General features: G+C 69.2%; 17 protein-coding genes. 14 read left to right on the top strand and 3 right to left on the bottom strand.

From position 1 onward, the window contains the following. Nucleotides 1–81: 81 nt before the first annotated feature. From AB0I49_RS06790 to AB0I49_RS06760, 7 genes are all read left to right on the top strand, one after another. Entirely contained in the window at nt 82–729 is a 648-nt protein-coding gene (locus tag AB0I49_RS06790) for a histidine phosphatase family protein (protein WP_363225759.1), read from the top strand. Between the two features lie 156 nt (nt 730–885). After that, a complete protein-coding gene (locus AB0I49_RS06785) occupies nt 886–2,109 on the top strand; it encodes a hypothetical protein (RefSeq protein WP_363225732.1) in 1,224 nt (407 codons plus the stop codon). 58 nt (nt 2,110–2,167) lie between these two features. Continuing rightward, a complete protein-coding gene (locus tag AB0I49_RS06780; protein WP_363225731.1) occupies nt 2,168–2,794 on the top strand; it encodes a TlpA disulfide reductase family protein in 627 nt (208 codons plus the stop codon). A 1-nt stretch (nt 2,795) separates the two neighbouring features. Continuing rightward, complete coding sequence (locus AB0I49_RS06775) at nt 2,796–3,533, top strand: cytochrome c biogenesis protein CcdA (RefSeq protein ID WP_363225730.1); 738 nt, start codon at nt 2,796–2,798, stop codon at nt 3,531–3,533. A 4-nt stretch (nt 3,534–3,537) separates the two neighbouring features. Continuing rightward, nucleotides 3,538–5,271 (top strand): cytochrome c biogenesis protein ResB, encoded by a 1,734-nt coding sequence (locus AB0I49_RS06770; RefSeq protein ID WP_363225729.1) that lies wholly within the window; start codon nt 3,538–3,540, stop codon nt 5,269–5,271. After that, nucleotides 5,268–6,422: a c-type cytochrome biogenesis protein CcsB gene (gene ccsB / locus AB0I49_RS06765; RefSeq protein ID WP_363225728.1), complete on the top strand. Its 1,155-nt coding sequence runs from the start codon at nt 5,268–5,270 to the stop codon at nt 6,420–6,422. Before AB0I49_RS06770 ends, ccsB begins: the two co-directional genes overlap by 4 nt. Nucleotides 6,423–6,573: 151 nt before the next feature. Beyond that, on the top strand, nt 6,574–7,134 hold the full coding sequence (locus AB0I49_RS06760; protein ID WP_363225727.1) for a Uma2 family endonuclease: 561 nt from the start codon (nt 6,574–6,576) through the stop codon (nt 7,132–7,134). 42 nt (nt 7,135–7,176) lie between these two features. Here the strand turns inward: AB0I49_RS06760 and AB0I49_RS06755 are convergent, their stop codons facing one another. Together AB0I49_RS06755 and AB0I49_RS06750 are read right to left on the bottom strand one after the other, a co-directional pair. After that, a complete protein-coding gene (locus AB0I49_RS06755; protein WP_363225726.1) occupies nt 7,177–8,604 on the bottom strand; it encodes an alkaline phosphatase family protein in 1,428 nt (475 codons plus the stop codon). A gap of 241 nt (nt 8,605–8,845) precedes the next feature. Continuing rightward, the gene (locus tag AB0I49_RS06750) at nt 8,846–9,256 is read right to left on the bottom strand and encodes a PLD nuclease N-terminal domain-containing protein (protein ID WP_363225725.1); all 411 of its coding nucleotides are present in this window, start codon (nt 9,254–9,256) and stop codon (nt 8,846–8,848) included. A gap of 87 nt (nt 9,257–9,343) precedes the next feature. Here AB0I49_RS06750 and AB0I49_RS06745 point away from each other — a divergent pair, with 87 nt between their 5' ends. The 3 genes from AB0I49_RS06745 to AB0I49_RS06735 all read left to right on the top strand — a co-directional run bounded on the left by AB0I49_RS06745 (nt 9,344) and on the right by AB0I49_RS06735 (nt 12,525). After that, complete coding sequence (locus AB0I49_RS06745) at nt 9,344–10,801, top strand: menaquinone biosynthesis decarboxylase (protein WP_363225724.1); 1,458 nt, start codon at nt 9,344–9,346, stop codon at nt 10,799–10,801. 82 nt (nt 10,802–10,883) lie between these two features. After that, a complete protein-coding gene (gene mqnP, locus AB0I49_RS06740) occupies nt 10,884–11,801 on the top strand; it encodes a menaquinone biosynthesis prenyltransferase MqnP (protein WP_363225723.1) in 918 nt (305 codons plus the stop codon). A gap of 43 nt (nt 11,802–11,844) precedes the next feature. Continuing rightward, entirely contained in the window at nt 11,845–12,525 is a 681-nt protein-coding gene (locus AB0I49_RS06735; RefSeq protein ID WP_363225722.1) for a UbiX family flavin prenyltransferase, read from the top strand. Nucleotides 12,526–12,530: 5 nt separating this feature from the next. Here the strand turns inward: AB0I49_RS06735 and AB0I49_RS06730 are convergent, their stop codons facing one another. After that, the gene (locus AB0I49_RS06730; protein ID WP_363225760.1) at nt 12,531–12,671 is read right to left on the bottom strand and encodes a hypothetical protein; all 141 of its coding nucleotides are present in this window, start codon (nt 12,669–12,671) and stop codon (nt 12,531–12,533) included. A 119-nt stretch (nt 12,672–12,790) separates the two neighbouring features. On the opposite strand from AB0I49_RS06730, the gene AB0I49_RS06725 reads away from it, so the two are divergent. The 4 genes from AB0I49_RS06725 (at nt 12,791) to AB0I49_RS06710 (ending at nt 16,723) form a co-directional block, all read left to right on the top strand. Next, the gene (locus tag AB0I49_RS06725) at nt 12,791–13,246 is read left to right on the top strand and encodes an Lrp/AsnC family transcriptional regulator (RefSeq protein ID WP_363132913.1); all 456 of its coding nucleotides are present in this window, start codon (nt 12,791–12,793) and stop codon (nt 13,244–13,246) included. 103 nt (nt 13,247–13,349) lie between these two features. After that, nucleotides 13,350–14,513, top strand: a complete 1,164-nt coding sequence (gene mqnE, locus AB0I49_RS06720; protein ID WP_363225758.1) for an aminofutalosine synthase MqnE — start codon at nt 13,350–13,352, stop codon at nt 14,511–14,513. A 186-nt stretch (nt 14,514–14,699) separates the two neighbouring features. Continuing rightward, a complete protein-coding gene (locus AB0I49_RS06715; protein WP_363225721.1) occupies nt 14,700–14,990 on the top strand; it encodes a DUF4229 domain-containing protein in 291 nt (96 codons plus the stop codon). A 389-nt stretch (nt 14,991–15,379) separates the two neighbouring features. Next, entirely contained in the window at nt 15,380–16,723 is a 1,344-nt protein-coding gene (locus AB0I49_RS06710) for a dicarboxylate/amino acid:cation symporter (protein WP_363225720.1), read from the top strand. Nucleotides 16,724–16,982: the final 259 nt, after the last annotated feature.

Genomic DNA, 16,982 nt, shown 5'->3' with positions numbered 1-16,982 from the left:
ACGAATGGAGCTGCGAAGAACAGCGCGCCCGACGCCGCCCTCGACGGGGCGGGCCCGGACGCGCTGACCGTGGTGCATGTGATGCGCCACGGCGAGGTGCACAACCCGAAGGGCGTGCTGTACGGGCGTCAGCCCGGCTACCACCTCTCGGAGCTCGGCCGGCAGATGGCCGACCGGGTCGCCGAGCACCTCTCCGGGCGTGACATCACGCACGTGGTCGCCTCGCCGCTGGAGCGGGCGCAGGAGACGGCGACGCCGCTGGCGAAGGCGCTGAGCCTGGACCTGGCGACGGACGAGCGGCTGATCGAGGCGGCGAACGTCTTCGAGGGCAAGACGTTCGGGGTGGGCGACGGCGCGCTGAAGAACCCGTCCAACTGGAAGTACCTCACCAACCCGTTCCGCCCGTCGTGGGGCGAGCCGTACGTCGACCAGGTCGTACGGATGATGGGGGCGATCGGCGCGGCGCGGGACGCGGCGCGCGGCCACGAGGCGGTGTGCGTCAGCCACCAGCTGCCGATCTGGATCGTGCGGAGCTTCGCCGAGCGGCGCCGGCTCTGGCACGACCCGCGCAAGCGGCAGTGCACGCTGGCGAGCCTGACGTCGTTCACGTTCCGCGGAAATCGCATCGTGTCGGTCGGATACAGCGAGCCCGCCCGGGATTTGGTCCCCGCCCATCTGCTGGCCGGCGCCAAACCCGTGAAGGGCGCCTCCAAGGGCTTCGGAGCGTAAAGCGAGTAATTCGTAGCGTAAGCGCGCATCAATTTCCGGCAATACCTCCGTGACCCCTTCGCGGTCGCCAAGTGGAACCATCGGCGCTCGTCGTGCAGTCTTACCGGACGTCCATTTATATGGATGGTGAGCACGGCGAGCACGGATGGGGAAGTAATGCGCGACATCAGCCGACGCGGGCTGCTCGGAATGGGAGTGGGAGCTGCTGCCGCATTGGGTGTGGCCGGCTGTTCCTCGGATTCCGGGTCCGGATCGGACCGGGGCAAGGGCGGCACGAAGGACCCGCGGGCGAAGGCGAGTGAACAGGCGAGGGCGAAGCCGATAGGCGACGGCTCCACGGCCGACGCGGGGCCGCAGCCGCATCAGCCGCCGAAGCCGGAGCGGCTGGCGCCGGGGCAGAAGCCGCCGCAGTTCGTGGTGTTCTCCTGGGACGGCGCGGGCGAGGTCGGCAACGGGCTCTTCCCCCGCTTCCGCAAGCTCGCCAAGGAGTACAACGCGGGCATGACCTTCTTCCTCTCCGGGCTGTACTGCCTGCCGGAGGCGAAGAAGAACATGTACCGGCCGCCGAACAACAAGGTCGGCGCCTCGGACATCGGCTATCTCACCGACGACCACATCAAGGCGACGCTGCAGAACGTGCGCGCGGCCTGGCTCGAAGGCCATGAGATAGGCACGCACTTCAACGGGCACTTCTGCGCGGGTTCCGGTTCCGTCGCCAAGTGGACGCCCGCGCAATGGCAGTCGGAAATCGACCAGGCGATGTCCTTCGTCACCAAGTGGCGTACGAACACCGGTTTTTCGGACCTCGAACCGCTGCCATTCGACTACTCGAAGGAACTCGTCGGCGGCCGTACGCCGTGTCTGCTCGGCCAGGACAATCTCCTGCCGACCGCCGCGAAACTCGGCTGGCGCTATGACGCGAGTTCGTCGGGCGGGCTCCAGATATGGCCGACGAAGAAGCACGGCGTATGGGATCTGCCGCTCCAGGCGATACCGTTCCCCGGCCACCGCTTCGAGGTCCTGTCCATGGACTACAACATGCTCTTCAACCAGTCGAAGAACTCGACGAAGGCGCCGTCGTCCAACTACCCGGCCTGGCGGCAGCAGGCCACCCGGTCCTACATCGCCGGTTTCCAGCGCGCGTACGAGACCAACCGCGCCCCCTTCTTCATCGGCAACCACTTCGAGCAGTGGAACGGCGGCATCTACATGGACGCCGTCGAGGAAGCCCTGAAGCACATCGCCGACGAGAAGCACAAGGACGTCCGGCTGGTCTCCTTCAGGCAGCTCGTGGACTGGATGGACGCGCAGGACCCGAAGGTGCTCGCGGACCTCCGCAAGCTCGGGGTGGGCCAGAAGTGGACCCCGTCGCGGGGCTGAGAATCGCCGTCGAGGGGGGCGCGGAAGATCGCGGGGGTGCCCATGCGAAACTTTTCACATGAGTGCCAGCCGCGCCCCTCGACGCACCACACGCCACCGTCGTGCCGCAGTGCTGGCCGCCGGCGCCGCCGCAGCAGCCCTGACCCTGAGCGCCTGCGGATCCGGCGACACGGCCAAGGGCGGCGGCGACACCAAGTTCGTGCAGGGCAAGGGCGGCATCAGCGTCGTCAAGAACGCGGACGACCGGGAGAGCGCGCCGGACATCGCCGGCAAGACCCTTCAGGGCAAAGAGCTCGACCTCAAGAAGGACTACAAGGGCAAGATCGTCGTCTTTAACGTGTGGGGTTCGTGGTGCCCGCCCTGCCGCGCGGAGGCGCCCAACCTCACCAAGGTCGCCAACGAGTACAAGGACAAGGGAGTCCAGTTCGTCGGGCTCAACACCCGCGACCCCGACACCGCCCAGGCGATCAGCTTCGAGAAGGAGTTCGAGGTCCCGTACCCGAGCTTCCACGACTCCTCGGGCAAGCTGCTGCTGCGCTTCCCCAAGGGCAGCCTCAACCCGCAGTTCATCCCCTCCACGATCTTCATCGACCGGGACGGGAAGATCGCGGCCCGCGCCCCCCAGGCGCTGAGCGTGGACGACCTGCGCAAGACGCTCGACCCGCTGGTCGCGGAGAAGAAGTGACATGAACCAGACCGTTCTGAGCGGAGCCCTGCTGCTCGCGCTGCCCATCGCGGTGCTCGGCGGTCTCGTCTCCTTCTTCTCCCCCTGCGTGCTGCCGCTGGTCCCCGGCTACCTCTCGTACGTCACCGGCGTCAGCGGCACCGACCTCGGCAACGCCAAGCGCGGCCGCATGGTGATCGGCGCCTCGCTCTTCGTCCTCGGCTTCACCGCCGTCTTCGTCTCCGGCGGCGCCCTGTTCGGCAACTTCGGCTGGCAGCTCCAGGCGCACAAGGAGATCATCTCCAAGGTCCTCGGGGCCTTCACCATCGTGCTCGGCCTCGCCTTCATGGGGTTCATGAGCCTCTTCGGGCAGCGGGAGTTCCGCTTCCACAAGAAGCCCGCGATGGGGCTGGCCGGGGCGCCGCTGCTGGGCGTCCTCTTCGGGGTCGGCTGGACGCCGTGCATCGGCCCCACCCTCGCCGCCGTCAACGTCCTCGCCCTCGACCAGGCGAGCGCCTGGCGCGGCGCGCTGCTCATGGTCGCCTACTGCGTGGGCCTCGGCCTCCCCTTCATCCTCGCCGCGATCGCCTTCCGGCGGGCCCTCGGGGCGTTCGGCTGGGTCAAGCGCCACTACACCTGGGTCATGCGGATCGGCGGCCTGATGCTCGTCGCGGTCGGCGTGCTGCTCGTCACCGGCGCGTGGGACAGCATGGTCGCCGATATGCAGTCGTGGACCCAATCCTTCGTTCCCGAGGTCTGATCTGATGGCCAAGACACCCACCCCCGCCGACGAGGACCAGGATCTCGGCGAGGCCGGCGCCCAGCTGTCCACGGCGCCGGTCGAGGCCCCCGAGACCGGACCGACGGGCAAGCTGCCGTCGATGGGCGTCATCGGGTGGGCCCGCTGGTTCTGGCGCCAGCTCACCTCGATGCGGGTCGCGCTGATCCTGCTGTTCCTGCTCTCGCTGGCCGCCATCCCCGGCTCGCTCGTGCCGCAGACCAGCGTCGACTCGGTCAAGGTCGAGGACTGGCAGAAGGCGCACCCCACCGTCACGCCGATCTACGAGAAGCTCCAGCTCTTCCACGTCTACAGCTCGGTGTGGTTCTCCGCGATCTACATCCTGCTGTTCATCTCGCTCATCGGCTGCATCGTGCCGCGCACCTGGCAGTTCGTCGGCCAGCTCCGCGGCCGGCCGCCGGGCGCTCCGCGCCGGCTGACCCGGCTGCCCGCGTACACCACGTGGCGCACCGAGGCCGAGCCGGAGGAGGTGCTGGCCGCGGCGCGGAAGGTGCTGCGGGGCAAGCGGTTCCGCACGGAGACCGCGACCGGCTCGGTGGCCGCCGAGAAGGGCTATCTGCGGGAGGCGGGCAACCTCCTCTTCCACATCTCGCTGATCGTGATGCTGGTGGCCTTCGCGACCGGCCAGCTCTTCAAGGCCGAGGGCTCCAAGCTGATCGTCGAGGGCGACGGGTTCTCCAACACCATGTCGCAGTACGACGACTTCAAGCCCGGCACGCTCTTCGACCAGGACGACCTCCAGCCGTTCAGCTTCGACCTGAACGGCTTCGACTCCAGCTACGAGCGCACCGGCCCGGAGAAGGGCACCCCGCGCGTCTTCCGGGCCCACGTCACGTACTACGACGGCGTGGACGGCAAGCCGAGCAAGCGCGTGGTCGAGGTGAACAAGCCGCTGGAGACGGGCGGCTCGAAGGTCTACCTCCAGGGCCACGGCTACGCGCCGGTCGTCACCGTCCGGGACGGCAAGGGCAACGTCGCGTTCCGGGGACCGGTGGCCTCGCTGCCCGTGGACGGCAAGAACCTCACCGAGTCCACGATCCTCAAGGTGCCGGACTACCGCGACAAGGACGGCAAGAAGGACCAGATCGGCTTCCAGGGCAACTTCGTGCCGACGCTGGACCTCGACGTCGTCAAGAGGACCGGCACGATGATGTCGCAGTTCCCGGCGCTGGACTCGCCGGCGCTGGTGCTGACCGCGTACCACGGCAGCCTGGGCCTGGACTCGGGGCTGCCGCAGAGCGTCTACAAGCTCGACACGTCGAAGATGAAGCAGTTCAAGGACAAGGGCGGCAAGCCGTTCGCGGACCTGCTGCGCGTCGGCGACACCATGACGCTCCCGAACGGCGCCGGCACGCTCAAGTTCGACGCCATCAAGACCTGGGCCACCTTCCAGGTCTCCCACCAGCCGGGCAACGGCACCGCGCTGGCCGGAGCGGTCGGCGCGCTGCTCGGTCTCGCCGGATCCCTGTTCATCCAGCGCCGCCGCGTGTGGGTGCGGGCGGTCGAGGGCGAGGACGGGCGTACGGTCGTGGAGCTCGGCGGCCTCGGCCGCAGCGAGTCCGCGAAGCTGCCCGAGGAGCTCGGCGACCTCGCGCTGGCGCTCCAGCCCCACGCCATGCCCGTCCCGGAGCCGGACCCGGGCACCGATCCCTCCGATCCCGCAGACCCCGCTGATCCCTCCGAAGGAGCGCGCGCGTGAATATCGCTGCCGCAGCCAACGAGAACCTGGCCCATACCAGCAATGTGCTGATCTATTCGGCGATGGCCGTCTACACCCTGGCGTTTCTCGCGCACATCGCGGAGTGGGTGTTCGGCAGCCGCAGCGCGGTCGGCCGCACGGCCGCCGCGCTGACCGCCGAGACGGCGCCGAAGAGCGTGACCGTGCAGGTCGCGCAGAAGGGCGGTACGGGCACGGCGGTGCTGGAGCGCCCGAAGGTGGTAACCCGCGCGGCGGCGGGCGCCCGCGACGTGCCCGACGGGCCGGGCGCGGCGGGCGGCAGCGAGAAGGGGGACATGTACGGCCGTATCGCCATCTCCCTGACGGTGCTGGCGTTCGTGATCCACTTCGGCGGGGTGCTCACCCGGGCGCTCTCCGTGGAACGGGCCCCCTGGGGCAACATGTACGAGTTCTCCACCACCTTCGGGATGGTGGCGGTGGCGGTCTACCTCGGCCTGCTGCTGGCCAAGAAGAACATCCGCTGGCTCGGCCTGCCGCTGGTCACCACGATCCTCCTCGACCTCGGCCTCGCCGTCTCCGTGCTCTACACCTCCAGCGACCAGCTCGTGCCCGCGCTGCACTCGTACTGGCTGTGGATCCACGTCTCCTGCGCGATCATCTCCGGCGCGTCGCTGTACGTCGGCGCGGTCTCCTCCCTCTTCTACCGCTTCCGCGACGGCTTCGAGGTCCGCCAGGCGGCGGGCCGGACCGGGGGCGACATCCTGGCGAAGAAGCTGCGGAACACCCCGGCGAGCAGCCGCTGGACGAGGGTCGGCGTGCGGGTGCAGATGGGCTGGGACAGCGCCCTGGAGCGGCTGCCGGCCTCCGCGACCCTCGACAAGTTCGCCTACCGCGTCAACGCCACGGTCTTCCCGCTGTGGACCTTCACCATCATCGCGGGCTCCATCTGGGCCGAGGCCGCCTGGGGCCGCTACTGGGGCTGGGACCCCAAGGAGACCTGGTCCTTCATCACCTGGGTCGCCTACGCCGCCTACCTCCACGCCCGCGCCACCGCCGGCTGGAAGGGCCGCAAGGCCGCCTACCTCGGCCTCATCGCCTTCGCCTGCTACCTCTTCAACTACTACGGCGTCAACATCTTCATCACCGGCAAACACTCGTACGCGGGCGTCTGACCGCACGCTGCGCTCGCTCCCACGGCCCGCACCGCTTCCCTCCGGGAGGGGTGCGGGCCGTCGTGCTGAGGGCGTAGCCCGTTCGAGTGGAGCACGGGCGATCGGGGCGCTTACGACCGTAGACTCGGATCAATCGGCTAGGGAGGTTCGGATGACCGCCGCAGTGGAGGACTCGGCCGCGCTGGACGAAATGTTCGCGGTGATAGAGGGCATGAACGTGCCCGGGGACTACCGCGCGGAGATCATCGAAGGGGAGATCGTCCTGAACCCGCAGCGCAAGGTGCACGCCACGATCATCCGGCGGTTGAATCGTGCTCTGGAGGATGCTTACGGGGTCGATGCGAACATCCTGTGGGACGTGCGCATCGATTTCCCCGGTGTCCTCAACGGCTACGTGCCGGATGTGACGCTGGTGAAGGACGGCGCGGAAGAGGACGAGAACGGCAACCACAGCTACCGCGACGTCGAAATGGTGGCCGAGGTCGTCTCGCGAGGCAGCCGCCGCGACGACTACGACGCGAAGCTCGTGACGTACGCCCGAGCCGGGGTCCCCACGTACGTCATCGCCGACCCGAAGCGGGGTTTCGTGCACGTCCATCACGCGCCCAAAGGCGACGAGTACGACGACGTGAGTACGTACGCCTTCGGTACCGCTTTCGGTCTCCCCGGTACGGACGTCGTCATCGACACATCAAACTGGCCCCGCGACTGACCCACCCGCCAGTCGCGAGGCCGGTGTGCCCGACCCGGAGGGTCAGCGGCGCTTGCGGTGGCCGCGTTCCTGGTGGGGGGGTTGCTGGTCGGTGGTGGGGAGGGTGGGCTTGGGGAGGTTGGCCACTTCCCACTTCGCGCGCTCCAGCTGGCGCGCCGTGTCGTGCGGCAGGCGCGGCGGGCGGTGGGCGGCGTGGCGGAAGCCGAAGGCGGAGGTGAGGTCGCCGAAGGTGTCGCGGCGCCAGTCGGTGATGTTGGGCTCCTCGACGCCCGTCCAGCGCTCCAGGAACTGGAGCACCGAGGTGTGGTCGAAGGCGTCCCCGGCGGCCCAGCCGCCCACCGTCCACGGCGAGATGATCGTGCACGGCACCCGGAAGCCGCCGCCGATCGGCAGTCCCCGTACGTACTCGTCCTTCGTCCCGGCGGGCGGCGTGGGCGGCGGCACGTGGTCGAAGAGGCCGTCGTTCTCGTCGTAGTTGAGGATGAACGCGGTCTTGCGCCACACCTTCGGGTTGGACGCGATGGCCTCGATCTTCCGGGCGACGAAGTCGGCGCCCGCGGCCGGCAGGTAGTCCGGGTGCTCGGACTCGGTGCTGGTGGGGATGATCCAGGACACCGCGGGGAGCCGGTCGTTGCGGGCGTCCTCCTCGAAGGCTTCGGCCGCGAGCTTGCGCATGCCGCGCTCGTACAGCGGGTCGCCCGGCTTGGCGTCCTTGAACACCTTGAAGTTCTCCAGCATGTTGCAGCCGTAGTTGTCCTGCTGCTGGTAGACGCGCCAGCTCACCCCGGCCTGCTGGAGCCGCTCGGCGTAGGTGGTCCACCGGTACGGCGTGGGCGCCGTGTTGTTGGTGATCGGGCCGCCCTGCGTGCCGGACGGGTCGATGGTCCCGGTCATCCAGTAGAGCCGGTTGGGCCAGGTCGGGCCGAAGACCGAGCAGAAGTAGTTGTCGCAGATGGTGAAGGTCTCGGCCAGCGCGAACTGGAACGGTATGTCCCGCCGGGTGTGGTAGCCCATCACGTACGGGCCGTTCTTCCCGTCCGCCTTGCGGTGCGCGGGCAGCCAGCGGTCCATCTTCCCGCCGTTCCACGCCTCGTGCTGCACGGCCCAGGCGTGGCTGGTGGAGGGGATCGCCTGCGCGCTGCTCTTGTGGGTGTCGAGCCGGAACGGCAGCAGATACCCCTCGGGGTTCACCTCGTCCGGCTGGTAGAAGATCGAGCGCCCGCCCGGGAGCCGCAGCGCGTCGGGGTCGGCGAAGCCGCGTACGCCCTTGAGGGTGCCGTAGTAGTGGTCGAAGGACCGGTTCTCCTGCATCAGCAGCACGACGTGCTCGATGTCGTCCAGCGAGCCGCGCCGTTCCGGTCCGGCGGCCACCGCCTTCTGCACGCTCGGCGGCAGCAGCGACAGCGCCGCCGCGCCGCCGACCGCGCCCGCCGCCGAGCCGAGGAGTCTGCGTCGGGTCATGTCGGGCATGGGTGTCCCTCTCGCTCGAGTCGCATACGGGCCCCAGTGGGCCGGATCAGACTCTCGCGGCGCGTGCGCACCAACGGCAGGAGCGAATACGTGAACGATGCAACAAATGGCTGTGAAGGGACGGGAGTTGACCGATGCGGCCGTCTTGCGCCCCGGTCGGCGTCAGCCGGACAGCGGAGCGGCCCGTACGGCGCCCGTACGAGCCGATTTACGAGCTGGGCGAAGGGGACCGACGTACGCGTCAGCTCTTCGGCGGCACGTCCTCCGGGCCGCCCTCCTTGCGACGGATCTCCTCCTCACGGCGGCGCAGATCCGCCTCCCAGCTCTTGAGCAGCTCCTCGTCCCGCGCCCGCTTCTCGTCGGACGGCCCGTCCTCGCGGATGGACTTCAGGAACTCGGGGTTGTCGTCCGGCGCCACCCAGGCCCGGCGCGGCCCGGCCCCCGCCGCCGCGCCGGGGCCCGCCGCGGCGCGCGGGCGGCCGGCGGCGAGCCAGGCGATCGGACCGATCAGCACCTCGCCGAAGAGCAGGATGATGAACACCCACGCGATCTTCGGCAGCCCCCTGACCTCGTTCTCCGGGGTGTTCAGGCAGTCGATGAAGGCGTAGATCCACAGGGCCAGGATCAGCAGGAACGGCAGATACCTGAGCATGGTGGCGAGCCCCCAGAGAATAAGGAACGGGCCGGTCGGCGGCCCCCGTGACGGGACAAGGGTAGTGCGTGCTTGATACTTGATGGCATGGCTTATGACGATCTTCGCTCATTCCTGAGAGCCCTTGAGCGCGACGGCGACCTCAAGCGCGTCAAGGCGGAAGTCGACCCCTATCTGGAGATCGGGGAGATCGTCGACCGGGTGAACAAGGCGGGCGGTCCGGCGCTGCTCTTCGAGAACGTGAAGGGCGCGGCGATGCCGCTGGCCATGAACGTCTTCGGGACCGACCGCCGGCTGCTGAAGTCGCTCGGTCTGAAGTCGTACGACGACATCAGCGACCGGATCGGCGGGCTGCTGAAGCCCGAGCTGCCGCAGGGCTTCGTCGGGGTGCGGGAGGCGTTCGGGAAGCTCGCGAACATGACGCACGTACCGCCGAAGAAGGTGAAGGGCGAGGCCGCGCCCGTACAGGAAGTGGTGCTCACGGGCGACGACGTCGACCTGGAGCGGCTGCCGGCGCTCTTCACCTGGCCCGAGGACGGCGGCTCCTTCTTCAACCTGGGGCTCACCCACACCAAGCACCCCGAGACCGGCGTGCGCAACCTGGGCCTCTACCGCCTCCAGCGCCACGACAAGCGCACCATCGGCATGCACTGGCAGATCCACAAGGACAGCCGCAACCACTACCAGGTGGCCGCCCGGCGCGGCGAGCGGCTGCCCGTCGCGATCGCCTTCGGGGCGCCGCCCGCCGTGACGTACGCCTCGACCGCGCCGCTGCCCGGCGACATCGACGAGTACCTGTTCGCGGGGTTCGTGCAGGGCAAGCGGATCGAGATGGTCGACTGCAAGACCGTGCCGCTCCAGGTCCCGGCGCAGGCCGAGGTGGTCATCGAGGGGTGGCTGGAGCCGGGCGAGATGCTGCCGGAGGGGCCGTTCGGCGACCACACCGGCTTCTACACGCCGCAGGAGCCGTTCCCCGCGCTGACCATCGACTGCGTCACGATGCGCAGGCGGCCGCTGCTCCAGTCGATCGTGGTGGGCCGGCCGCCGACGGAGGACGGTCCCCTCGGCCGGGCCACCGAGCGGTTCTTCCTCCCGCTGCTGAAGATCATCGTGCCGGACATCGTGGACTACCACCTGCCGGAGTCGGGCGGCTTCCACAACTGCGCGATCGTCGCGATCGACAAGCGGTACCCCAAGCACGCGCAGAAGGTCATGCACGCGATCTGGGGCGCGCACATGATGTCGCTCACCAAGCTGATCGTGGTGGTGGACGCCGACTGCGACGTCCACGACCTGCACGAGGTCGCCTGGCGGGCGCTGGGCAACACGGACTACGCGCGCGACCTGACCGTCGTCGAGGGGCCCGTCGACCACCTCGACCACGCCTCGTACCAGCAGTTCTGGGGCGGCAAGGCGGGTATCGACGCGACCGCGAAGTGGCCCGAGGAGGGGTACACGCGCGACGGCGGCTGGCCGCGGATGGTCGAGTCGGACCCGGAGGTCGCCGAAAAGGTGACGAAGCGTTGGAAGGAGTACGGGCTGTGAAAGCTCAGTCCATGACCGCCGAGGAGAGCGCGGAGCCGGGGAATCCCCGTCCGCGCGGGTGCGGACCGGAGTGCGGGCTGTGATGTCGGCCGCCGAAGGAGTACTGGGGCCGGGGCCCGCGCAGCCCAGCAGCAAGGTGCGGGCGTTCCTGCGGCTCGTGATGATCGAGCACTCCGTCTTCGCGCTGCCCTTCGCGTACATCGCCACCCTCACCGCGATGTACCGGCTCGACGAGGAGATCCATTGGGGGCGGCTGCTGCTGGTGACCGTCGCCATGGTGGGGCTGCGCACCTTCGCGATGGCCTGCAACCGGATCATCGACCGCGAGATCGACGCCCGCAATCCGCGCACGGCCGGCCGCGAGCTGGTGACGGGCGCGGTGTCGGTGCGCTCCGCGTGGACCGGCGCGCTGGTGGCGGTCGTGGTCTTCCTGGGCGCGGCGGCGGCGCTGAACCCGCTGTGCCTGGCGCTCGCGCCGATCGCCGTGGTGCCGATGGTGGTCTATCCGTACGGGAAGCGGTTCACCAACTTCCCGCACGCGATCCTGGGCCTGGCGCAGGCGATGGGCCCGATCGGCGCGTGGCTCGCGGTCACGGGGGAGTGGTCGTGGGAGGCGGTGATCCTCGGCCTCGCGGTCGGCATCTGGATCGGCGGCTTCGACCTGATCTTCGGCTCCCAGGACGTGGAGGCGGACCGGGCGCACGGGGTGAAGTCGACCCCGGCGCGGTACGGCGTCCCGGCCGCGCTGTACGGGGCGCGGGTCTGCCATGTGCTGACCACGGCGCTGCTGGCCTGGTACGGGGTGGCCACCCAGGCCGGGGTGTTCTTCTGGATCGGTCTGGCGATCGTCGCGGTGGCGTTCTGCTACGAGCACACGATCGTCAAGCCGCACGACCTGTCCCGGCTGAACCGGGCGTTCTTCCAGACCAACGGGTTCATCGGGATCACGCTGTTCGTGTGCGTCCTGCTCGACCTGCTGGTGCGGGGGCTCACGGTCTAGCGGCCGGGGCCGCGGGCCCGCGGCGGCCGGATAGGCTCGGATCGTGGAGCCGTACGAACACACAAGAGCACGCCGCCCTTGGCTGGTGGGGGTCTCCGGCGCGTCCGGGACCCCGTACGCCGCGGCGGTGCTGCGCGCGCTGCTGAGCGCGGGCGAGGACGTGGACCTGGTGGTCAGCCGCGCCTCGCGGCTGACCCTGCTGGACGAGACGGGCATCAGCTTCCGCGACGCGCACTGGCGCGACGACCTGGCGGCGTGGCTCGCCCGGGGCGCGGACGGCAAGCCGGGCGTCTTCGACGTCGATGTGTCGGGGGTGCGGTACTGGGCGGCCGGGGATCTGGCCGCGGGGCCGTCGTCGGGCTCGTACCCCGTACAGGGGATGCTGATCGTGCCCGCGTCGACGGCCTGCGTGGCCGGGGTCGCGCTGGGACTCTCGAAGGATCTGCTGCAGCGGGCGGCGAGCGTGACGCTCAAGGAGCGGCGGCCGCTGGTGGTGGCGGTGCGCGAGACGCCGCTGAACGGCCAGACGCTGAAGCACTTGGTGGCACTGGACGAGGCGGGCGCCGTGGTGCTGCCCGCCTCTCCGGCGTTTTATGCGGGGGCGACGCACATCCAGGATCTGGTGGACTTCGTCGCGGGGCGGGTGCTGGACGCGGCAGGGGTGCCGCATCGGCTGTACCGCCGCTGGGAGGGAGAGCTGGGTGGCGGCTCTCGTGAGGGTTAGAAGGCTCAGCGCTTCTTGGCGCGCGCGGTGCGGAACATCGTTCCGGTGCGGCGGGCGGCGGCAGCGGTGGGCTGGTGAGCACGCGAACGCTTGGCCTCGTCCTGAAGCTCACGCATCCGGGCGTAGGCCATCTCGATCGTGTACACGGGACACACTCCTAGATCTGCTGTGATCGTGTGACGGTTTTGCAGGGCATCTGCCCTGTACGCCTTAGATTCTACATGCAAAACTGCGAGTTCGCTGATTAATGGAAGGTGTCAGGCGCATGGACGCGGTGGATAGGCAGCTCATCCAGGCTCTGCGGGAGAACGGCAGAGCCTCGTACGCGGAACTCGGCCGGCTGGTGGGGCTCTCGGGGCCGAGCGTCACCGACCGGATCAACCGCCTGGAGGCGGCCGGCGTGATCACCGGGTACCGCGCGACGGTCGACTCCGCCTCGCTCGGCCTCGGCGTGACGGCCCTGATCGGCATCTCCCTCTCGGACGCCGCCGACCACGAGGACGTGGCGCGGCGGCTGCGCGACCTGCCGGAGATCGAGGACTGCTGGTTCATCGCGGGCGACGACTCGTACATGCTCAAGGCGCGGGTCGGCGACGTGGACGGGCTGGAACGGACCATCCGCAGGCTCTCCGGCACCCGCGGCGTCTCGCGGACGCGCACCACCATCGTGCTCTCCACGAAGTGGGAGAACCGGGTCGGGGAGCTCCCCGAGGAGCCGTAGGCGTAGGCTCGACGAGGCCCGTACGGCGATAACGGACAGAGGCCCGAAGGCGACAGCAGACACATGGACATGTAGTGGAGGCGACCGGATGACTGCATCGAAACTGGATGTGGGACTCAAGCGCGAGCTGGAGGACAAGGTCCGGTCCGGGGAGCGGCTGACCCGCGAGGACGGCATCGCGCTCTACGAGAGCGACGACCTGGCCTGGCTCGGCGGCCTGGCCCACGAGGTGCGCACCCGCAAGAACGGCGACGTCGTGCACTTCAACGTCAACCGCCACCTCAACATGACCAACGTGTGCACCGCGTCGTGCGCGTACTGCTCCTTCCAGCGCAAGCCGGGGGAGAAGGACGCGTACACGATGCGCATCGAGGAAGCCGTCCGCCTGGCCAAGGCCATGGAGAACGAGAACCTCACTGAGCTGCACATCGTCAACGGCCTGCACCCCACGCTGCCCTGGCGCTACTACCCGAGGTCGCTGAAGGCCCTCAAGGAGGCGCTGCCGAACGTCGCGCTGAAGGCGTTCACGGCCACCGAGATCCACCACTTCGAGACGATCTCCGGGCTGAGCGCGAGCGAGATCCTCGACGAGCTGATCGACGCCGGCCTGGAGTCGCTGACCGGCGGCGGCGCGGAGATCTTCGACTGGGAGGTCCGGCAGCACATCGTCGACCACGCCACCCACTGGGAGGACTGGTCGCGCATCCACCGGCTCGCCCACGAGAAGGGGCTCAAGACCCCGGCGACGATGCTGTACGGGCACATCGAGGAGCCCCGGCACCGGGTGGACCACGTGCTGCGGCTGCGCGAGCTCCAGGACGAGACGAACGGCTTCCAGGTCTTCATCCCGCTGCGCTACCAGCACGACTTCGTGGACATGAAGGACGGCAAGGTACGCAACCGGCTCCAGGCCCGTACGACGATGGCGACCGGCGCCGAGGCGCTGAAGACCTTCGCGGTCTCCCGGCTGCTCTTCGACAACGTGCCGCACGTCAAGTGCTTCTGGGTGATGCACGGCGTGCAGACCACCCAGCTCGCGCTCCAGCACGGCGCGGACGACATGGACGGCTCGGTCGTCGAGTACAAGATCACGCACGACGCGGACAACTACGGGACGCCGAACAAGCTGACCCGCGACGATCTGCTGGACCTGATCCGGGACGCGGGCTTCCGCCCCGTCGAGCGCAACACGCGCTACGAGATCATCCGCGAGTACGACGGCCCGGACCCGGCGCGGCGCGAGTCCCCGCAGCCGATGCGCGTCTGACTCCGCCCCTCCGCCGCGTACCGCGCGCACCCGTCGAGACCCCGGCCACGGCCGGGGTCTTCGCGGTTCAGGCCGGCGATCGCGGCTCGATGCGGCTCGATGCGGCTCCCCCTTCTCCGGCCGAATCGGGGGCGTGCTTGACTGGAGGGTGCCCCTTTCGGATGTCGTTGAGAAGAAGGTCTCTCCGTGAGTAGCCAGAAGTTCGCCTCGCTCCGCTACACCGGTATGCGAATCGGCCTCCTCATCGTCTGCTTCGCGGTCGTCTGGGTGCTCTGCGCCGTGCACGTCATTCCGCTCGCGGTGCGCGGCTCCAACCTGGTCTGGATGGTGCTGGTCGCGCTCATCATCTCCGCGCCGCTGAGCTATGTGCTGCTGCGCAAGCAGCGTGACGCCATGTCCGAGCAGATCGTCGGCCGCGTGGACCGCGCCAAGGAAGCGCTGGCGGCCAACGCCGCGCAGGAGGATCACGTCGTGTAGCCGCCGCACTCACACCCACGCACGCCCCGCGGGGGAGCAGCCGCTCCCCTGCGGGGCGCTGTCGTTTTCGCCCCCTTGTGACCCCCGATGCCCCTTCTTGCCCCTGGCTGATGGCGTCCGTAACGCGAGATACCAAAGATATTCTTTGGGAACCTCAAAGTTCGAGTGTTAACGTACTTGTCATGAAGACAGCAGCCGCGCACCGATCCCCCATGAGCCTCGTGCTCGTGGCGCGCCTGCACATCGATCTTTGCCGCCGCATGTCCGCGGCCTGTCGCCGCCGCTGACCGGGCCCCGCCCGACATCGCCGCAGCGGCCGGAGATCCCGTACGGACCTCCTGGCGCGTTCACGCCCTTTCTCTGACACCCGTCTGTCCCCGGAGATTCCGTTGTCATCGTCAACGAACACGTCATCGTCGAGCCGGCGCATACCCAAGGTGCCGTTCTGGGCCCAGATCCTGCTGGGCCTGGTCCTCGGCGCCCTCCTCGGCTGGGCCGCGAAGAGCGGCGACATCGCCTGGCTCCAGACGACCCTGGACAAGATCGGCGGCATCTTCATCCAGCTGCTGAAGCTGGCCGTCGCCCCGCTCGTCTTCTTCGCGATCCTGGTGTCCATCACCAACCTGCGGAACGTGAACAACGCCGCCCGCCTCGCCACCCGGACCCTGCTCTGGTTCATGGTGACCTCGCTGATCGCGGTCGTCATCGGCCTCGCCATCGGCCTGCTCACCAGCCCCGGCTCCGGCACCGGCCTGACCGCCGCCGACGGCGCCAACCCCCAGCACTCGGGCTCCTGGCTGGACTTCCTCACCGGGATCATCCCGAAGGACGTCGTCACGCCGTTCACCGAACTCCAGGTCATGCAGATCGTCTTCATGGCCGCCGTCGCGGGCATCGCCGCCCTCAAGCTCGGCGACCGGGCCGAGCCGATCCTCACCCTCAGCCGCTCGGTCCTGGAGCTCCTCCAGAAGGCCCTGTGGTGGGTCATCCGGCTCGCCCCCCTCGGCACCGTCGGCCTCATCGGCAAGGCCATCTACCAGTACGGATGGGACCTGCTCGGCCAGTACGCGACGTTCACCGTCGACATCTACGTCGGCTGCGCCCTCGTCCTCTTCGGCGTCTACCCGCTGCTGCTCGGCCTGGTCGCCAAGGCCAACCCGGTCCAGTTCTTCAAGGGCGCCTGGCCCGCCATCCAGCTGGCCTTCGTCTCCCGCTCCTCGGTCGGCACCATGCCGCTGACGCAGAAGGTCACCGAGCGGCTCGGCGTCCCGAAGGAGTACGCGTCCTTCGCGGTGCCCTTCGGCTCCACCACCAAGATGGACGGCTGCGCCTCGATCTACCCGGCCATCGCCGCGATCTTCGTCGCCGAGATCTTCCACATGCACCTCGGCGTCACCGACTACCTGCTGATCGCCTTCGTCTCCGTCATCGGCTCGGCCGCCACGGCCGGACTGACCGGCGCGACCGTGATGCTGACGCTGACCCTCTCCACGCTGGGCCTGCCGCTGGCGGGCGTCGGCCTGCTGCTGGCCATCGACCCGATCCTCGACATGATGCGCACCGCGACCAACGTCGCCGGCCAGGTCGTCGTCCCGATCGTCGTCTCGGCACGGGAGAAGGTCCTGGACCGCGCGATGTACGACGCCGCCGGCTCCTCCCCGCTGGACGACGAGGTCCCGGCCCCGGCGCCGTCCGTGTCGCCGTCGAAGAAGCCGGAGCCCGCCGCCGTCTGACCGCATGGTGAGACCGCTCCGCTCCCCGTACGGCCCTCCGCGCCCCAGGCGCCGGGGGCCGTACGCGCGTATGGGCGGGTACGTACGCAAAGGCCGGGGACCCGAACGGGCCCCGGCGGCAAGGGAACAGGGAGGTGCCGCACCGGCGCCCGGCCGGGGATGAGAAGCTGCTCACAGCGATCCGGCAGGCGGCCGACGACGCGCACCCGCTCGCGCCCGCACCGCGCCGGTCCGTCGCTCAACCGCCGCCCACCACGCC

This window comes from Streptomyces sp. NPDC050617 (assembly GCF_040654795.1).
Classification (GTDB): Bacteria; Actinomycetota; Actinomycetes; order Streptomycetales; family Streptomycetaceae; genus Streptomyces.
Note: the sequence above shows the minus strand (reverse complement) of the source record. Positions and strands in the feature narration are given on the sequence as shown.

Bases quoted from the DNA above. Each gene is read 5' to 3' on its own strand.
- AB0I49_RS06725 (WP_363132913.1), top strand. From the start codon at position 12,791: ATGGACGCGGTGGATAGGCAGCTCATCCAGGCTCTGCGGGAGAACGGC.
- AB0I49_RS06760 (WP_363225727.1), top strand. From the start codon at position 6,574: ATGACCGCCGCAGTGGAGGACTCGGCCGCGCTGGACGAAATGTTCGCG.
- AB0I49_RS06790 (WP_363225759.1), top strand. From the start codon at position 82: ATGCGCCACGGCGAGGTGCACAACCCGAAGGGCGTGCTGTACGGGCGT.
- AB0I49_RS06775 (WP_363225730.1), top strand. From the start codon at position 2,796: ATGAACCAGACCGTTCTGAGCGGAGCCCTGCTGCTCGCGCTGCCCATC.
- mqnP (WP_363225723.1), top strand. From the start codon at position 10,884: ATGTCGGCCGCCGAAGGAGTACTGGGGCCGGGGCCCGCGCAGCCCAGC.
- AB0I49_RS06745 (WP_363225724.1), top strand. From the start codon at position 9,344: ATGGCTTATGACGATCTTCGCTCATTCCTGAGAGCCCTTGAGCGCGAC.
- AB0I49_RS06755 (WP_363225726.1), bottom strand. From the start codon at position 8,604: ATGCCCGACATGACCCGACGCAGACTCCTCGGCTCGGCGGCGGGCGCG.
- AB0I49_RS06770 (WP_363225729.1), top strand. From the start codon at position 3,538: ATGGCCAAGACACCCACCCCCGCCGACGAGGACCAGGATCTCGGCGAG.
- AB0I49_RS06780 (WP_363225731.1), top strand. From the start codon at position 2,168: ATGAGTGCCAGCCGCGCCCCTCGACGCACCACACGCCACCGTCGTGCC.
- AB0I49_RS06750 (WP_363225725.1), bottom strand. From the start codon at position 9,256: ATGCTCAGGTATCTGCCGTTCCTGCTGATCCTGGCCCTGTGGATCTAC.
- AB0I49_RS06785 (WP_363225732.1), top strand. From the start codon at position 886: ATGCGCGACATCAGCCGACGCGGGCTGCTCGGAATGGGAGTGGGAGCT.